The following is a 16,631-nucleotide window of genomic DNA, read 5'->3' as shown; positions in this document are numbered from 1 at the left end:
TGTGGGGGCGGCCGGCGGCGTCGACGGTGGCCCGGACACCCGGACGCGCCGCCCGGCCGGGATTCCGGTCGGGCGGCGCGTCCGGGTGGTGGCTAGCGGACCGCGGGAATCCGCAGGACGCCCACCTCGCCGACGTTGCCGGCCACGTCGGCCGCGCGGTAGCGCACGCCGTGGGCCAGGTCGTCCAGCGGCACCGCCCCGGTCCAGGTGGTCCACTCCCCACCGTCGAGCCGGTACTCCAACCGGGCCACCCCGGAGTCGGCGTCCCGGCCGGTGACGACCAGCGTGCGGCCGACCAGGGTCGCCTCGGCGGTCGGCGCGACCCGGTCCACCTGCACCGACACCGACCACGGCTCGCTCCAGAACAGGTTGACCCCCTGCGCCCGGTACCGCACCGTGTGCCGGCCCGCCGGCAGGGCCACCGGCTCCCGGTACGGGAACCAGCCTTCCTCGTCGATCTGGTACTCCACCAGCCTGATCAGCTCGCCGTGGGCCAGGGTGAGCGCGGCGTTCGCGCCGTACCAGCCGTCGGTGCCGGGGTCGGTGATCCGCAGTCGGGGCTGCCCGCCCCGGTAGCGCAGCGGCTCGACCCCGCTCAGCGTGGGCACCACCGGTTCGATGGTGCCGTCGGCGGCGAAGTACAGCCGGTCGATGGTGGTCTCCCGGTGGGTGCCGTCGCCGCCCGGGATGGCGAACCGGTGGTACGCCAGGTACCAGTCGTCGGTGCCCGGCACCTGGATGATCGAGTGGTGCCCGGTGCCGAGGATGCCCTGGGCCGGGTCCTTGGTGAGGATCTCCCCCCGGCTGGTGAACGGCCCGAGCGGGCTGCTGCCCGTCCCGTAGCCGACCCGGTAGTTCTCGCTGCCGGTGTCGTCGATCGACCAGGACAGGTAGTACACCCCGTTGCGCTTGTGCAGGAACAGGCCCTCGCGGAAACCGGTGAGCCCGGTCAGCCGGACCCGCCGGGCGACGTCGTACGAGATCATGTCGTCGTTCAGCGGGACCACGTACGGGGTGCCGTTGCCCCAGTACAGGTAGCTCTTCCCGTCGTCGTCGGTGAAGACCGCCGGGTCGATCTGCTGGGCGTTGCCGTAGTCGGCCTTGCTGACCAGCGGCCGGCCGAGCGGGTCGACGAACGGACCGAGCGGCGAGTCGGCCACCGCGACGCCGATGTTCTGCTGCGCCGAGAAGTACAGGTAGTACTTCCCGTTCTTCTCGATCGCGGCCGGCGCCCAGGCGTTGGTGTCCGCCCAGCTGATGTCCGGCCCGAGGTCGAGGATGGTGTCGTGGGCGGTCCAGTCGACCAGGTTGCGGCTGGACCAGACGGTGAACGTCGAGCTGCCCCAGCCGGGGAAGCCGTCGGTGGTGGCGTAGATGTAGTAGGTGTCGCCGAACCGGACGATGTTCGGGTCGGCGTTGAAGCCGGGCAGCACCGGGGTGTTCATCGGCACCGCCCGCACCGTCCAGACCCGGGTGGCCCCGGCTGCGCTGGTGACGGTGACCGCCACCGGCCGGGTGTAGTTGCGCGGCCCGGCGGGCCTGACGGTGGAGGTCGGCGCGACCAGGTAGCGCGGGGCGAGGCTGGTCAGGTCGGTGCCCGGCCGGACCGGCAGGGTGATCGTGCCGGCGGCGGCGTCCACCACGGCCGGGACCTTGAGGCTGTCGAGTTCGACGGCGACCACGCTGGTGCCGTTGCTGCCGAGCGCGGCTACCTCGGCGTCGCTGAGCGCCCGGTTGTAGAGGGAGAAGTCGCGGATCCGGCCCTTGAGGTAGCGGTCGCTGGCGTACTGGGAGCGGCCCAGGTAGTTGGCGATGGTCCGGCCGCCGCCGATGTCACCGGGGGTGAGGGTCAGCCCGGTCTTCTCGGCCACCCGCACCCCGTCCAGGTAGAGCCGCGCGGTGCCGGCCCGGTTCAGGGTGTACGTCAGGGTCTTCCACACCCCCCGGGGCAGCGCCCGGCCGCCGGTGACGGTCTGCTCGCCGGTCCAGTTGCCGAGGCTGATCGAGGTGCGGTAGTCGTTGCCGGTGGTGAAGAGGTAGCCGTTGCCGACGCCGGCGGCGTCGGTGTTGCCGAGCCCCCAGACGAAGTACGGGGTGGCCTGGTCGGCGGCGATGTTCACGTCCATCGACACGGTGATCTCGTCGAGGCCGGACATGATGTTGTCGGGCAGGTCGACGTGGCCGTCGGTGCCGCCGAGGGTGAGGCTGCCGGCGTCCCAGCGGGCGTCGCCGGCCAGGGTGGCGTGGTGGCCGTTGCCGGAGTCGTCAGTGACCGTGCCGCCGGTGGTCTGGTCGAGCCGGTAGTGGGCCACCACCCCGTCGGCGTTGGCGCTGACCGGCGGCGGCGCGTCGGTCAGCGCGTCGAGTTCGGCGCGGGTGACCGGGATGACGGTGCCGTGCCGCGGGCTGGCCGGCAGCCGGTAGGAGGCGGGCACCTTCCAGTCCGGCCTGGCCAGGTCGTCGGTGCCCAGCGGGATGTAGCCCCGGCCGCCGTACTCGTCGACGAAGAGGTAGTACCGCGAGCCGGAGGTGTCGCCGGGGTTGGCCTTGAACACGGTGGGGCCCTCGACGGCGGAGGTGCCGGCGTCCCGGCCGATGCACGAGTCGAGCATCGTCCAGGCGGGCCGGCCGGGCAGGTCGACGGCGGTCAGCGAGGGGGACTTCTCCTGGATGATGTCGGAGCAGCCGGTGCCGCCGCCGCCCTCGTCCTTGGTGAACCGGTAGTAGGTGTCACCCTCGCGGATCATCGTGGAGTCGATCCGGGACTCGCCTCGGTCCTGCCAGACCGTCGCCGGGCTGAACGTGACGAAGTCGCGGGTGGTGGCGGCCAGCATCCGGTTGTACGTGTTGCCGGTGTGGCCCGGGTCGTTCTCGGCGAACAGCTTCGAGGCCCAGAAGACCAGGTACTCGCCGCGCTCGGCGTCCCAGTACGCCTCCGGCGCCCAGGTGTTGCCGGCGGTGGGCGGGGAGACCTCGACGTGCCGCTGCGCCGACCAGTTCACCAGGTCGGTGGACTCCCACACCTCCAGGTAGCGGCTGCCCCGGCGCTGGGCGGCGTCCCAGTCGCCGTTGCGGCCGATCGACAGGTCGGTGGCGATCAGGAAGAACCGGTCCCCCTCCGGGCTGCGGATCAGGAACGGGTCGCGCAGGCCCAGCGTGCCGTGGGTCGACTCCAACCTGGGCTGGCCGCCGTTGACCTCGGTCCACTGGAGGGCGTTGTTGCCCCGGCTGGCGGCGAAGTAGATCTTCTCCCCGGCGATCGAGTTGCCGGTGAAGTAGCTGAACGCGTAGCCCGCGTAGGGCGCGGGGGCCGGCAGTTCCCGGACGGTCAGCGCGATGGTCCGTTCGGCGGTGGCGCTGCCGACGGTGACCGTGGCGGTCACCGGCACCGTCGTGTCGCCCGTGCCGTGCGCGGGACGACGCACCACGCCGTCGGCGGTGACCATTTCCGGTCGGGCCGAGCGCCAGCGGACGGTCGCGTCGTGCCGACCGGTGGTGGGCATGGTCAGGTTGCCGCGGACGTCGTCGGCGTGCACCAGGGACAGCGCGGCGGCGGCGGACTCGGCCCGGGTCTGGTCGGACTCCTCGGGTCGCACGATCGCGGCGACCTCGGCGGCGGTGAGCGCCCGGTCGTAGATCCGGAAGTTGGCCACCCGTCCCTTGAGGAACCGGTCGGTGGCGTAGGTGGACCGACCGAGATGGTTGCTGGTGGTGACGCCGTTGCCGACGGCGCTGGGCGGCACGGTGACGGCGGTGTTGCGGGCCACCTGCACGCCGTCGGCGTAGAGGGTGCCGGTGGTGCCGGTCTGGGTGTAGGTGACCGACTTCCACACCCCCCGGGTCAGGTTGCCGCCGGTGCCGGTGACCTTCTCGCCGGCCCAGTTGGTGGTGGTGATGCCGGCGCGCAACGCGTCGCCGCTGGCGAACAGGTAGCCGGTGCCGGCGGCGGAGGTGGCCGGGTTGCCCAGGCCCCACAGGAAGTACGGGGTCTGCTGGGTCGGGTCGACCATGACGTCGACCGCGACGGTGAGCGACGACCGGCCGGCGAGGATGTTGTCCGGCAGCTTGACGTGGTCGTCGACGCCGTCGAGCAGCAGCCCGTCCGGGCCGGTCCAGGTGCCGCCGCCGACCAGGGTGCCGTCGTTGCCGTGTCCGGAGGCGTCGGTGACCGTGGTGCCGGTGCGCTGGTCGAGGTCGTAACGCAGCAGCAGGCCGGCGGTGACGTCGGCGGCTGCCGCGTCGGCCGGTGTCGCCACGGCGGGGGTCAGCGCGGCGAGGAGGGTGAGCAGGGTGGCGGTGGCGAGGGTACGGGTGCGGCGGGGGGTGGGGGTGGTGTGGTGGTCCCGGGGAACTGCTGAGCGCATGGGGGATTCCTCGGTGTCATGTGAGCGTTAACAGGCTGGAATTGTCAGCGCAACAAACAGACCCCGTCAAGGAGACGAACCCCGCCGCTGCGCTGCGCTCACACCCGCTCACCGCCCGGCCACCCGACACCCGCCCCGCCCCCCGTCGAGCGACCGGAACCGCCCCGGCGGACTACTTGATCCTGCGGGTGGACCGGACCACGATGTCGGCGTACTCCGGGTGCCGGCCCAACCAGTCACTGAGGAACGGGCAGATCGGCACCACCGTCCGCCCCCGGGCGCGGGCGTCGTCCATGACCGCGCGGGCCAGTGTCGAGCCGACCCCCCGGCCCTCGAAGGCCGGATCGACCTCGGTGTGCGTGTAGGCGATGATGGCGCCGGTCAGCTGGTAGGTGACCAGCCCGGCCAGCGCACCGGTCTCGTCGCGCGCCTCGAACCGCTCCCGGTCCGGCACGTCTGTCACAGTCAACTCCACCGGACCATCCAAACACGCCGGACGCGGGGGCAGCGACGAACGCCCGCAGGGGGCGGACGGTGCACCGGGGTCGTCGGCGGAAATGACCGCCGGTCACGACGGTGGGTGGGCTAGAGTCCCGCCGCATGGACGGCACCACGCTCCGCACCGCCCGCCTTGACCTGCGCCCGGTGAGCGACGGCGACGTCGACCGGATCCTCGAGTACCGCAACCTCCCCGAGGTCACCTACTGGCTGCTGCGCACCGAGGTGGAGCCGGCGGCGTTCCGGGCGGCCTGGCGGCGGGCGGCGGCGGACCCCGACGACCACAGCATGGCGGTCACCCTGGACGACCGGCTGATCGGCACCGTCTCGCTGGAGCTGCTGGACGGGATGGGGCAGCCCGGCATGCCGACCCGCACGGAGGCCGCCCTCGGCTACGTCTTCGACCCGGCGCACCGGGGCCACGGCTACGCGACCGAGGCGGTCGTCGCGGTGCTGGCCCACGCGTTCACCGGGTTGGGGGTCCGCCGGATCACCGCCGGATGCTTCGCCGACAACCTCGCCTCGGTGCGGGTGCTGGAGAAGGTCGGGATGCGCCGGGAGCAGCACGGCGTCGGTGACTCCTGGCACGCCGAACAGGGCTGGGTGGACGGCTACACCTACGCGCTGGACGTCGACACCTGGCGCGGCGCAGCCCGTCGGTGACCACTCACGGCGGGTGCGGCGGCCGGGCCTTCTGCGGGTGGATCGTCTCCTGGCGGGCCAGCATCGCGACGAACTCGCCGATCTTCCGCTCCCGGGTCTGCGCCCGTTTGACGGCGTTGAGGCGGTGGGTGAGCGCGAACCGGTTGGCACTGGTCAGCACGTCGAACATGGCCTGGGCGGCGGGGTCGGCGGCGATGGCGGCGAGCAGGTCGGCGGGTACCTGCGACTCCGAGGGCGGGGCGTAGGCGGCGGCCCACCGCCCGTCGGCCCGGGCGGCCGCCACCGCGGCGCGGCCCGAGGGCTGCATCCGGCCCTGCTCCTCCAGCCGGGCCACGTGGGCGACGTTGCGTTGCGACCAGGAGCTGCGTGCCCGGCGGGGGGTGAACCTGATCCAGGAGCTCTCCTGGTCCCGCTTGCGGGCCTGCCCGTCGATCCAGCCGAAGCACAACCCCTCGTCGACCGCCTGCTGCCAGGTCAGGGTGGTGACGGTGCCGCCCTTGCGGGTCAGGGCGAGCCACACGCCGGGTGAGGTGTCGTGGTGGGCCGTCAGCCAGGCGCGCAACGCGTCCGCGTCGGCAACGATCAACTCGTCCAGTTCCGCGCTCACCATGCCGGCAGGTTAGCCGCTACCGGTGACATTCCCACCGGGAGCGCGGAGGCCATCGACGAGGACGGCCAGCAGGCGCGGCCCCCGGCTGTCGAGTTCGGCGTCGTCCACCCGGGAGAGCCAACCGATCAGGACGATGACGTCCCGGGCCTCGACGTCGGCGCGGATGCTGCCGGCCGAGCGGCCGGCGGCGAGCAGCAGCTCCACGGCTTCGCCGATCGGGCCGAGGCTGTGCGCGGCGAGGTCACGCCAGGTCGCCGCCTCGACGGCCGCGAACACGTCCCGCTTGACCCGGGCATAGGCGGCCACCCGGTCGAACCAGGCGGCCAACGCCGCCACCGGCGGGTGGGTGGCCAGCAGGCGCGGGGCCGCGGCGACCAGGTCGTCGACCTCGTTGCGGTACACCTCGACGAGCAGGTCCTCCCGGGTGGGGAAGTGCCGGTACAGGGTGCCCTGCCCGATGCCGCAGGCCTTCGCCACCGCGTTGAGCTTCAGCTCACCCGGTTCGTGCACCAGGTCGCGGGCCGCGCGGAGGATGCGCTCGCGGTTGCGCCGCGCGTCGGCACGGGAGGCCGCCGCGCCCTTGACAGAAGCGGACACGTGTCCGCTAAGCTCGTCGGAGTAACCGGACATGTGTCCACTCTACCCCGAGGAGCATCATGACCATCACCGGAAAGGTCGTCGCGATCACCGGCGCCAGCAGCGGCATCGGCGCGGCGACCGCCCGCCACCTCGCCGCGCTCGGCGCGTCCGTCGTCCTCGGCGCCCGCCGCACCGACCGGCTCGACCGCCTGGTCGCCGAGATCGAGACCGCCGGCGGCACGGCGGTCGCCGCCCGGGTGGACGTCACCGCCCCGGACGACCTGCGGTCCCTGGTCGCCCTCGCCGTCGAGCGGTTCGGTCGGCTGGACGTCCTGGTGGGCAACGCCGGGATCAGCAGGCTCAGCACCGTCGCCGAGCTGGACGTCGAGGGCTGGTCGGCGATGGTCGACGTGAACGTCAAGGGCGTCCTGCACGGGATCGCCGCCGCCCTGCCCGTCTTCACCCGCCAGGGCAGCGGTCACCTCGTCACGGTCGTCTCGACCTCCGGCCTGAAGATCACTCCCACCCAGGCGGTGTACGCCGGGACGAAGAACGCGGTGCGGACCCTGCTGGAGGGCCTGCGGCAGGAGAGCACCACCGGAGCGCTGCGGACCACCTCGATCTCCCCCGGTTACGTGCGTACCGAACTCGTCGACCAGGCCATCGACGACCCCGGGGTACGCGAGGAGGTGCAGCGGACCATGGCCGAGATCGGCCTCGACCCCGGCGCGGTCGCCCGCGTGATCGCCTTCGCCATCGACCAACCCGACGACGTCGAGATCGGCGACCTGACCATCCGGCCGACCCGCCAGGGCTGAGGGTGGGGTCGGCCGGAGGTGACCCTGGCCAGCTCCGCCACCCGTCCCACGGTCAGGCGTTCGTCCACGGCACCGACCATCTGCCCGCACGCCACCCGAGGAGCGAACGCCCGCAACGGGTACGGCCGCCGCGGTGCCGCGGCGGCCGTACGGGTTGCTCCGGTCGGCCGGTCAGACCACGGTGCAGGGGATGCCGTTGAGGGTGAAGGCGGTCGGCTCGGCGGTGTTGCCGGTGTGGCTGCCCTGGAAGCCGATCTCGATGGTCGCCCCGGGGGCGATCGTGCCGTTGTAGCTGACGTTGCGGGCGCTCACCTGGCCGCTGCTCGGCGAGATGGTGGAGCTCCAGGCCGAGGTGACCGACTGACCCGACGGCAGCGTGAAGGCCAGCGTCCAGCCGTCGATCGCCGAGGTGCCGGTGTTGGTGATGCTGATACTGGCGGTGAAGCCGGAGTCCCAGGTGTTCATCGTGTAGGCGACCCGGGGTCCGCTCCCACCGGACGTCGGGGTGGGGGTCGGCGTCGGGGTCGGGGTCGGGGTCGGCGTGGGGGTCGGCGTGTTGGTGGGCGTGGGGGTCGGCGTGGTGCCGCTGATGCTGGTCACGAACGTCATCACGCTGCGGGCGGGCAGGCTGACGGTCAGCGAGCCGTTCGACATGGTGAGCGCGCTCTGCGGCGCGACGTTCCGGCTCCCGTCGGTCAGCCAGTTCGCGACGCTGCTGGACCCGGTGACGCCCGAGATGTTGAACTGCTGGCTCACCGACGAGGTGTTCTTGTTGACCGCGACGATGACGACGCTGTTGCCGCTGCGGTACGCCGAAACGTAGACGTTCGTCGCCGGGTTCGCCGTGGCGTCGATCCGCACGTACCCCGGACGGACGAACCTGGCGAAGTGCGCCATCATCGCGCCCCGCTTGCTGATCTGGCCGTCCTCACGCATGGGGCCGTAGCTGCGCCGCAGGTACCACCAGACATAGGTCTGGAACTCGGCGTCGACCATGGAGCGGTGGATGTGCTCGCCGACGTCGAGCGCCTCCGGCCAGGCGTCACCCGAGTTCGCGTTGCTGTTCGGGTAGTAGACCTCGGTCATCCACAGTTCCTTGCCCGCGCCCTTCTGCTTGAACAGCGGGTACGGGAAGTTGGAGTACGAGGTGCCGTAGAGGTGAGCCCCGATGATGTCGACGTTGGCCAGCGCGGTGGCGTCGTTGAGGATCGGGTCGGACATCGACTTGACGTACTGGAACGACTCCGGAGCCATCACCCGGGTGCTGATCACCCCGGAGTTCTCCTTGAGGAACTTGATGATCTCGCCGGAGGTCCACCACGTCCAGTCGTGGGCGTAGTCGGGCTCGTTCTGCACGGAGATGGCGTAGAGGTTGACGCCGTTGTTGCGCATGTAGACGGTGAAGTCGTTCAGGTGCTGCGCGTAGGCGCCGTACGAGCTGGCCCGCAGCCGCTTCGCGTTGGTCTGGCTGCCCCGGGTGAACGTCTCGATCATGCTGGCCGGCGGGTTCCACGGCGACGCGAAGACGGTCACCCCGAGTTCGGCGGCACGCTTCGCGGTCGCCAGGTCACGGCTGAAGTCCGCCTGGCTCTCGCCGACCGGGATCCGCAGCACGGAGAACCCGAGCCGCCCCTCACCGGTGCCGAATGCCGTCTCCCGCTGGGCGGCGGTCAGGTCGCCGATCCAGGCCGCGTGGACCATCGCCCCGAAGCCCTTGATCGTCTGCCGCTGCGCCGACGGGTTGATGCTGGCCGGCGCGGCCGAGGCTTCACTGGCCCCGATGACCGCCGTGGCCGCCGCGACCGGGACGGCCCCGATCGTCGTCAGGACGGCCCGGCGGCTGATTCGCCTTCGCTCGTCGCCCGCCGGCGCGCTCTGCTCCTGCGTCATGGTGCGTCCTCCTGCGTGGTGGTGGTGGTGACACTTTCGATTTCTATCGACTGACTTCATTGTTAACGTTAACCGCCCGGACTCTAGTTTCCCCCATCGACGCCGGTCAAGGAAGGCCCTCCGCCACCCGCTCCCACCTGCGCAGACGCGCCACAACACCAGCCATCGAATCGACAGGCGACGATCTAGACCAGCACCCGGCAATCGGGTCGACCGGACCCCGGACACGCCACTTCACCGCCCGGTGGAACGTCGACCCGGCGGCGACGGTCACCACCCGCGGAACGTCGACCCGGCGGGGACGGTCACCGCACGCGCAACGTCGACCCGGCGGCGACGGTCACCACCCGCGGAACGTCGTCCCGGCGGCGACGGTCACCGCACCGGGAAACCCGGTCCGTCGACATCAGAGGGCGGGGCAAACGGGCATTGACCTGCGTGGCTTCATGACGCCGAGATCAACTTGTCACGTTGGTGACACGATCCGGCTCGACAGTGGGTCATCGTCGCCCACCCCTCAAGGAGCGTCATGGCCCCCACCCCACCGACCGACGCCGAGCTGGACGTCCTCATCCGCGCCCGCCTCGCGTCGCTCGGCATCGACCTCGGCCAGCTGCCCGCCGGCACCACCGCCGACCCGCAGACCGGCTCCCCCGGACAGGACACCGTGCTGGCCTCGTTGCGCTCGTTCGTCCGTAGCACCGTCGGCACCCTCGCCGCCTACCAGCCGCCCGCCCCGGCGGGCACCGACCCGGCCGTGGCCAGGGCGTTGTCCCAGCAGCCCGCGCCGATGCTCTACCCCTCGATCAGCACGGAATGGCGGAAGTGATGAGCACAGCACCTGCCGACCACGGCGTCGACCGTCGCGCCTTCCTCGCCCGTACCGCCGCGCTGGCCACCGCCTCGGCCGTCGGCGGCGTGGTCGGCCTGCCCGCCGTCGCCTCGGCGGCCGGCAGCACCCGAACATCGGCCGTGCCGGCCGGTCGCTACAACCCGGCGCTGGCCGTACCCAACGCCTACGTCAAGCCGCGCCCGGAGGCGGTGGCCGACCCGACCGAACTGACCATCGCCGAGGCGGCCTGGCTGATCCGGGCCGGCAAGCTCACCCCGGAGAAGCTGGTGGAGGCGTACCTGGCCCGGATCTCCCGCTACGAGCCGACCTACCAGGCGTTCAACCTGGTGCTCGCCGAGCAGGCGGTCAAGGCGGCCCGCGCGATGGCCCGCAAGCCGCACCGGGGCGCGCTGCACGGCATCCCGCTGGCCATCAAGGACAACTACTACACCGCCGGGGTGCCGACCACCGCCAGCTCCTACCTGTTCGCCGACTTCCGGCCACCGTACGACGCCACGGCGGTGACCCGGCTGGTCACCGGCGGCGGGGCGATCGCGCTGGGCAAGACCCAGATGGGTCCGCTGGCCACCACCCGGGCCACCACGCCCAGCGGGGTGGTCACCACGGTCAACGCCTGGACCCCCACCAACCCGGCCACCGACCCCGGCGGATCGTCCACCGGCACGGCCACCGCCGTGGCGGGACGGCTCGCCACCTCCGGCACCGGCACCCAGACCGGCGGGTCGATCACCGCGCCGTCCAACGCGCAGAACCTCACCGGGCTCAAGCCGACCATGGGCCGGGTGTCGCTGCACGGGATCATCCCGCTCAGCTACACCCGCGACCATCCCGGCCCGCTTGCCCGCGACGCCAAGGACGCCGCCATCATGCTCACCGCGATGGCCGGCGAGGACCCGGCCGACCCGCGCAGCCAGGGCCTGCCCGAGGTGCCCAAGCTGATCGACGCGGCCACCCCCACCTACCAGGCCGGCAAGCTCAAGCTGCGCTGGAAGACCCGGATCGGGGTGCTGCCCGGCTTCACCGCCGGCACCTCGGAGACCGCGCTGGCCCGGCAGGCGTACCTGGCGAAGCTCGCCGCGATCACCGGCGCGACGATCGTCGACGTGCCGCTGCCCGACGAGTGGGACCTGCTCACCGGCAGCGCGTTCAACAACGTACGGCTGCCGGAGCGCACCGAGCCGTTCCTGCCCTACCTGCGCACCGACCTGCGCGGTTTCGGGGTGTCGGTGACCGGCTGGTTGCAGGGCGCGCTACTGGGCGGCGGCGAGTTCATCACCGGCCAGCGGGCCAAGCTGCTGCTGATGGAGCGGGTGCTCGACCAGCTCTTCGCCGGCTGCGACGTGGTGGTGCAGACCGGCCCGGTCCCGTTCGACATCCTCGGCCTGCCCGAGATCGGCTTCCCGATCGGGTTCACCGGCGCGGGACTGCCGATCGGCACGATCCTCGGTGGCCTGCCGTACGGCGAGGACCGGCTGCTGTCGGTGGTCGCCGCCTACCAGGCGGTCACCGACTGGCACCTGCGGCGACCGGCCGACCCGCCGGCCACCCCGGCGACGGCGCGCGGCGCGGCCCCGGCCGGTCTACGGCTCACCGCCGAGGAGGTGGCCCGGCTCAGCCAGTGACCGTCACGCCGTCCGTCCGCCGGCTCACCGGCGGACGGACGGCACCCGGCGGCGAACCACAGCCGGCCGGGCGGGAGGCGCCGCCACCGGCACCTCCCGGCCGGCCGGATCGCCGGCTGCGGCGTCCGCCCGGCCGGGTCGACCGGTGGTGACCGACCTCAGTCGATCGTGGCCAGCTTCGGCAGCACCTCGGTGGCGACCCGCCGGGTGAACTCCACCGGGTGCCGGTCCGGGGTGACCTGCACCTCGGACACCCCGAGCGCGGCGTACTCGGCCACCTCGGCGAGGAACCCGTCCACGTCGGCCAGCGGCGGTCGCATCATGATCACCGTCTTGTCGATGGCGTCGTAGTCGCGGCCCTCGGCGGCGCAGTGCCCACGCAGCACGTCCAGCTTGTGCGCCACCTCGGCGGGGCTGCTGCCGAACAGGTTGCAGGCGTCGGCGTACCGGGCCACCAGCAGCAGGGTCTTCTTCTCGCCACTGCCACCGATCATGATCGGCGGGTGGGGCCGTTGCAGCGGCTGCGGCGAGTTGAGCGTCTCGGCCAGCCGGTAGTGCCGGCCCTCGAACGGCCCGTCGTCGTCGCTCCACATCTGCCGGCAGATCCGCAGCGTCTCCTCCAGCCGCTCGAAACGCTCGGCCACCGGCACCACCGGCACCCCGAGGCCGTGCTGTTCGCGCTCGTACCAGGACGCGCCGATGCCGAGCCGGGCGCGGCCGCCGGAGAGCACGTCCAGGGTGGTCACGATCTTGGCGAGCAGCCCAGGGTAGCGGTACATCACGCCGGTGACCAGCACGCCGAGCGTCATCCGCGAGGTCCGCGCCGCGACGAAACCCAGCGTCGTGTACGCCTCCAGCATCGGCTCCTCGGCCGGGGCCATGGCCTCCATCTGGAAGTAGTGGTCCATCACGGTGAACGACGCGAAGCCGGCCTCCTCGGCGATGGTGGCCGTCTCGATCAGGGTCGGTGCGATCGCCGCCGGATCGGCCGGGGTCGAGTAGTTCCAGTAGTGCAGTCCGAGTCTCATGCCTCGCCACCTCCGCACCGAGCCTAGTCGCGCACCGGGCCGTCCGCCCGGTCGCCGACCGGCCGGGGGACGAAGGGTCAGCCGCCCGGCACCGCGCGGGTCAGGGCACGTAGCCCCGCCTCCCAGCGTTCCTCGGGCCAGTCCCGCAGGTGTTCCACAAGGTCGCTCCGGACGGCCGCCAGCAGGGACGGGGGGCCAGGTAGTCCGCCGACTCCGGACCCCGCGCCTCGGTGACGAGATCGACCAGCAGGGCTTGCCACTTACGGTGACGGTCCGCCGGCCCGACCCGCACCGGAAACCGGCCGGTCAGGGGGTCAGGAAACCCTCGGCCCGCAGCCACGCCTCGCACGCGTCGGTCCAGGTGGCCGTGTGCGCGTCGCGGGCGATGAAGGGGTGGCTCCGGCCGCCGTACGTGACGCCGTCGGCCAGCCCGATGCCGTGTCCACCGCGCGGGTAGATGTGCAGTTCGACCGGAACCCCGGCCGCCACGAGCACCCGGGCCCATTCCAGGGCGTTGGGAACCCCCGGCGGGTCCTGGGCGGCCGCCCATACGAACGTCGGGCAGACCGTCGCGTCCACGTGCCGCGCCGGCGACAGCTCGTCCTTGATCGCGATCAGCTCACCCAGCAGCCCCTCGACCGCCGGCGGCGGAAGCAGATCCAGGTCGGCCAGGGCGTACGCCAGGATCGCGAAGTCCGGACGCGGCGGGTCGACGACGCCGGTCTCGATCGACAGCACCGCACCGGTCATCAGCAGGCCGGCCAGCTGCCCACCGGCGCTGGAGCCGATCACCCCCACCGGGCCGGTGTCGAGCCCGTGGGCACCGCTCCTGACCTGGTCCAGGGCGGCACGGGCGTCCTGCAACGGTGCGGGGAACCGGTCGGGCAGCAGCCGGTATTCGAGGACGAAGGCGTGCAGCCCGATGCTGGCCAGCCAGCGGGCGTAGCCCTCCCCCTCGTGCGGTGGGAGTTCCCGGAAGCCGCCGCCGGGGAGGACCAGCACGGCCGGCCGGGGGCCGGTGAAACGGTCGGCGGCCGGATAGACCGTGATCCGCTCGGAGATCGTTGCCTGAGTCGGCGAGATGGCAGTGCCACCTTTCGCTACCACGCCTCCATGCCTGACGATCCGTCCGTCACCGGCACGCGACGCTGCGGCCATGTTAACCGGTGGGCCGACGGCGTGCGGGGCGGGCGACCCGGTCGTCGCCCGCCCCGCACCCGGTTCACCCGGCCGCGCCGCCACGTGCACATCGGCGGCCCGATCCCGCGCCCACCCGGCGGACCGGGCGGGCGCGACCGGTCAGCTGCGCAGGCTCCACTGCTGGTTGGTGCCGCCGTTGCAGGCCCAGAGGATCAACTTGGTGCCGTTGGCTGTCGCCGCGCCGTTGGCGTCCAGGCAGAGGCCGGACTGCACCCCGGTGACCGTGCCGTTGGCGTTGACGTTCCACTGCTGGTTGGCCTGCCCGTTGCAGTCCCAGATGACCACCTGGGTGCCGTTGCTGGTGCCCTGCCCCGAGGCGTCCAGGCACTTGGTGCCGTAGACCATGAGCTGCCGGCTGGCGGTCCGGGTCCACCGCTGGTTCGCCCCGCCGGTGCAGTCCCAGAGCTGGGCCTGCGCGCCGTTGGTGGTGCTGGAGCCGGTGACCTCGGCGCACCGGCCGGACTGCGCCCCGACGAGCTGCCCGGCCTGGGTCTGGGGCGGGTTGCCGGTGCCCTGCACGCCGGCGTTGGCGATCACCGTCTGCGCGCCCGAGGGCCAGTTGTTGTTGCTGACCACGGTGTTGTTGTTGACGACGTTGCCCCGGTCGCCGTTGGTCACGTTGGTGCTGTTGTTGGTCGACCAGTTGTTGGTGACGGTGAAGTTGCCCATGTTCTCGGCGTACCAGTAGTTGGCGGTGGCCCAGGTGCCGGTGCTGGCGAACACGTTGGTGCGGGCGGTGTAGTAGCGGGAGCCCTCGTCGAAGTAGAGCCCGAACCAGCCGTTGGTGCGCAGGCAGTGGTTCTCGCTGATGAGTCCGCCCGGGTTGGCCGACAGCGTGTAGATGCAGCCGCCGTCGGTCATCTGCTGCATCACGTCGTGCACGTAGTTGCCGACGACCTGGTTGTTGGCCGCCGTGGTGGCCGTCGAGTAGCGCGGCTGGTAGTTGTAGAGCCCCCGGTCGGCGTAGTGGTTGCTGCCACCCGCGTCGTTGGCGCCCCAGCCGTAGCCGACCGACAGCCCGGTGTACGGCATGTTGTACACCTCGTTGTGCGACACCAGCGAAGTGTTGACGTAGGTGGTCAGGATCGACACCACGCCCCGGTACTCCAGCCCCAGGTCGTGCACCCGGTTGTTGCTGATGGTGATGTTCCGGTTGACCATCCGCTGGTCGCCCGGGTGGTGGGCGTCGGCGCGCACCCCGCCGACCACCACCCCGCCGGCCGAGTTGCGGGCGATCTCGGAGCGGGTGACGGTGATGTTGCTGGCCCCCAGGCCGACCCCGCTGGCGTGCGCGTTGGCGTCGTTGCCGATACCGATCGCGGTCTGCCCGAGGTTGACGAACTGGGAGTCGCTGAAGGTGACGGTGTTGGCGGCGGAGACCTGCACGGCCGCCGGCATCTGGGCCCAGCTCGGCCGGGTCGCCTCGAACAGCGGGCAACCCTCCTGGCAGGAGGTCAGGGCGTCGGCCGGACGCGCCCAGGTGCCGACGATGTGCGCGCCGGTCTGCTGGTCGGCGAAGCCGTTGCTGCTGCTCGGGCCGAGCCAGCTGGTGCCGGTGAAGGTGATCCCGCTGAACGCGATGTGGTGCGCCGGCGCGTCGTAGCTGCCCCCGACGTTGACCAGGGACGACAACTGCGGCAGCTCCACGCTGACGCTGTTCATGTTCTGCCCGGCCAGCGGGATGTAGTTGAGCTGCCCGCTGCCCGGGTTGAGGTACCACTCCCCCGGGCTGTCCAGGAACTCGTACGCGTTGGCCAGGTAGAACGGGCCGGCCCGGTGCGGCTTGGACAGGGTGTCGAAGCCGAACGTGTTGTTGTTCCAGGCCGGCTGTTGCATGGTCAGGAAGTTGCCGCTGATGCTCTGCACCGGCGAGTACCGGTCGGTGAACGAGCCGACGCTCTCCACCTCGACCCGGTTCTGGTTGCCCAGGTTGTTGAGGTAGCTCAGCGCGCCGTTGCTGAACCGCATGCCGCTGGTGGTGAAGGTGAAGTCGGCCCGGTTGACCGCGGTCCGCGCCCGGGTGGCGACCGCGCCGTTGACGTAGAGCTGCCGGCTGTCCAGCCCGGCGGGCACGCTCGCCCGCCAGATGTTCTTCCCGGCGTCGACCTGCGACCAGCCGGTGACCGCCCTGGCCCCGCTGATCTGCGGGCGGGCGGAGGCGGCGGCCCGCCAGGTCACGGTGTAGCCGTTGGTGCCGGAGTCGGCGGCGGTGAACCGCAGCGGCGCGGTCAGCCGGTAGACGCCGTCGGCCAGCTCGACGACGATGTCGCCGGACATGCCGGCGGTGCGGGACCGGACGGCGTTCTGCGCCTCGGTCAGGGTGCACGGCTGGCTGGCGGCGCAGGCGGTGCCGCTGCCGGAGGGCGCGGCGTAGAGGGTGGTGGTGGCGGCGAGGGCGGGGGTGGCCGGGGCGAGCACGGCGGCCACGGCGGTGACCGCCGTGGCGGCCAGCCCGGCCAGCACCTGCCGGCGCCCCCTGGGGATTGTCGGGACGGACACGGTGGGA

Annotated in this window: 12 protein-coding genes; 4 read left to right on the top strand and 8 right to left on the bottom strand. The window is 72.0% G+C overall.

What is annotated here, in order from left to right:
* Window positions 1–92: 92 nt before the first annotated feature.
* Complete coding sequence (locus tag O7625_RS19965; RefSeq protein ID WP_282340522.1) at window positions 93–4,364, bottom strand: family 43 glycosylhydrolase; 4,272 nt, start codon at window positions 4,362–4,364, stop codon at window positions 93–95.
* Window positions 4,365–4,536: 172 nt separating this feature from the next.
* The gene (locus O7625_RS19960) at window positions 4,537–4,827 is read right to left on the bottom strand and encodes a GNAT family N-acetyltransferase (RefSeq protein WP_282340520.1); all 291 of its coding nucleotides are present in this window, start codon (window positions 4,825–4,827) and stop codon (window positions 4,537–4,539) included.
* A 137-nt stretch (window positions 4,828–4,964) separates the two neighbouring features.
* Here O7625_RS19960 and O7625_RS19955 point away from each other — a divergent pair, with 137 nt between their 5' ends.
* On the top strand, window positions 4,965–5,525 hold the full coding sequence (locus tag O7625_RS19955) for a GNAT family N-acetyltransferase (protein ID WP_282340518.1): 561 nt from the start codon (window positions 4,965–4,967) through the stop codon (window positions 5,523–5,525).
* Between the two features lie 4 nt (window positions 5,526–5,529).
* Here O7625_RS19955 and O7625_RS19950 read toward each other — a convergent pair whose 3' ends face one another.
* Both O7625_RS19950 and O7625_RS19945 read right to left on the bottom strand, forming a co-directional pair.
* Window positions 5,530–6,135 (bottom strand): YdeI/OmpD-associated family protein, encoded by a 606-nt coding sequence (locus O7625_RS19950; RefSeq protein WP_282340516.1) that lies wholly within the window; start codon window positions 6,133–6,135, stop codon window positions 5,530–5,532.
* Window positions 6,136–6,144: 9 nt separating this feature from the next.
* Window positions 6,145–6,732 (bottom strand): TetR/AcrR family transcriptional regulator, encoded by a 588-nt coding sequence (locus O7625_RS19945; protein ID WP_282340514.1) that lies wholly within the window; start codon window positions 6,730–6,732, stop codon window positions 6,145–6,147.
* Window positions 6,733–6,791: 59 nt separating this feature from the next.
* Between O7625_RS19945 and O7625_RS19940 the strand changes: the two genes are divergently transcribed.
* On the top strand, window positions 6,792–7,532 hold the full coding sequence (locus O7625_RS19940) for an SDR family oxidoreductase (protein ID WP_282340512.1): 741 nt from the start codon (window positions 6,792–6,794) through the stop codon (window positions 7,530–7,532).
* Between the two features lie 171 nt (window positions 7,533–7,703).
* On the opposite strand, the gene O7625_RS19935 is transcribed toward O7625_RS19940, so the two are convergent.
* Window positions 7,704–9,422, bottom strand: coding sequence for a cellulose binding domain-containing protein (locus O7625_RS19935; protein WP_282340510.1), 1,719 nt, complete (start codon window positions 9,420–9,422; stop codon window positions 7,704–7,706).
* Window positions 9,423–9,951: 529 nt separating this feature from the next.
* On the opposite strand from O7625_RS19935, the gene O7625_RS19930 reads away from it, so the two are divergent.
* Together O7625_RS19930 and O7625_RS19925 are read left to right on the top strand one after the other, a co-directional pair.
* Entirely contained in the window at window positions 9,952–10,251 is a 300-nt protein-coding gene (locus tag O7625_RS19930) for a hypothetical protein (RefSeq protein ID WP_282340508.1), read from the top strand.
* Window positions 10,251–11,897, top strand: coding sequence for an amidase (locus tag O7625_RS19925; protein WP_282340506.1), 1,647 nt, complete (start codon window positions 10,251–10,253; stop codon window positions 11,895–11,897). The genes O7625_RS19930 and O7625_RS19925 overlap by 1 nt, the downstream gene beginning before the upstream one ends.
* Before the next feature lie 158 nt (window positions 11,898–12,055).
* Here the strand turns inward: O7625_RS19925 and O7625_RS19920 are convergent, their stop codons facing one another.
* The 3 genes from O7625_RS19920 to O7625_RS19910 all read right to left on the bottom strand — a co-directional run bounded on the left by O7625_RS19920 (window position 12,056) and on the right by O7625_RS19910 (window position 16,624).
* Complete coding sequence (locus tag O7625_RS19920; RefSeq protein ID WP_282340504.1) at window positions 12,056–12,925, bottom strand: LLM class F420-dependent oxidoreductase; 870 nt, start codon at window positions 12,923–12,925, stop codon at window positions 12,056–12,058.
* A 306-nt stretch (window positions 12,926–13,231) separates the two neighbouring features.
* Window positions 13,232–14,032 carry an alpha/beta hydrolase gene (locus tag O7625_RS19915; protein WP_282340502.1) on the bottom strand — a complete coding sequence of 267 codons (801 nt, stop codon included), beginning with the start codon at window positions 14,030–14,032 and terminating at the stop codon, window positions 13,232–13,234.
* A gap of 192 nt (window positions 14,033–14,224) precedes the next feature.
* The gene (locus O7625_RS19910) at window positions 14,225–16,624 is read right to left on the bottom strand and encodes an RICIN domain-containing protein (RefSeq protein WP_282340500.1); all 2,400 of its coding nucleotides are present in this window, start codon (window positions 16,622–16,624) and stop codon (window positions 14,225–14,227) included.
* Window positions 16,625–16,631: the final 7 nt, after the last annotated feature.

This window comes from Micromonospora sp. WMMD714 (assembly GCF_029581315.1).
In the GTDB taxonomy this organism is placed as follows: domain Bacteria; phylum Actinomycetota; class Actinomycetes; order Mycobacteriales; family Micromonosporaceae; genus Micromonospora; species Micromonospora rifamycinica.
This window is presented reverse-complemented; position numbering and strand designations above follow the sequence as displayed.

Bases quoted from the DNA above. Each gene is read 5' to 3' on its own strand.
- O7625_RS19930 (WP_282340508.1), top strand. From the start codon at position 9,952: ATGGCCCCCACCCCACCGACCGACGCCGAGCTGGACGTCCTCATCCGC.
- O7625_RS19950 (WP_282340516.1), bottom strand. From the start codon at position 6,135: ATGGTGAGCGCGGAACTGGACGAGTTGATCGTTGCCGACGCGGACGCG.
- O7625_RS19955 (WP_282340518.1), top strand. From the start codon at position 4,965: ATGGACGGCACCACGCTCCGCACCGCCCGCCTTGACCTGCGCCCGGTG.
- O7625_RS19920 (WP_282340504.1), bottom strand. From the start codon at position 12,925: ATGAGACTCGGACTGCACTACTGGAACTACTCGACCCCGGCCGATCCG.
- O7625_RS19940 (WP_282340512.1), top strand. From the start codon at position 6,792: ATGACCATCACCGGAAAGGTCGTCGCGATCACCGGCGCCAGCAGCGGC.
- O7625_RS19965 (WP_282340522.1), bottom strand. From the start codon at position 4,364: ATGCGCTCAGCAGTTCCCCGGGACCACCACACCACCCCCACCCCCCGC.
- O7625_RS19925 (WP_282340506.1), top strand. From the start codon at position 10,251: ATGAGCACAGCACCTGCCGACCACGGCGTCGACCGTCGCGCCTTCCTC.
- O7625_RS19935 (WP_282340510.1), bottom strand. From the start codon at position 9,422: ATGACGCAGGAGCAGAGCGCGCCGGCGGGCGACGAGCGAAGGCGAATC.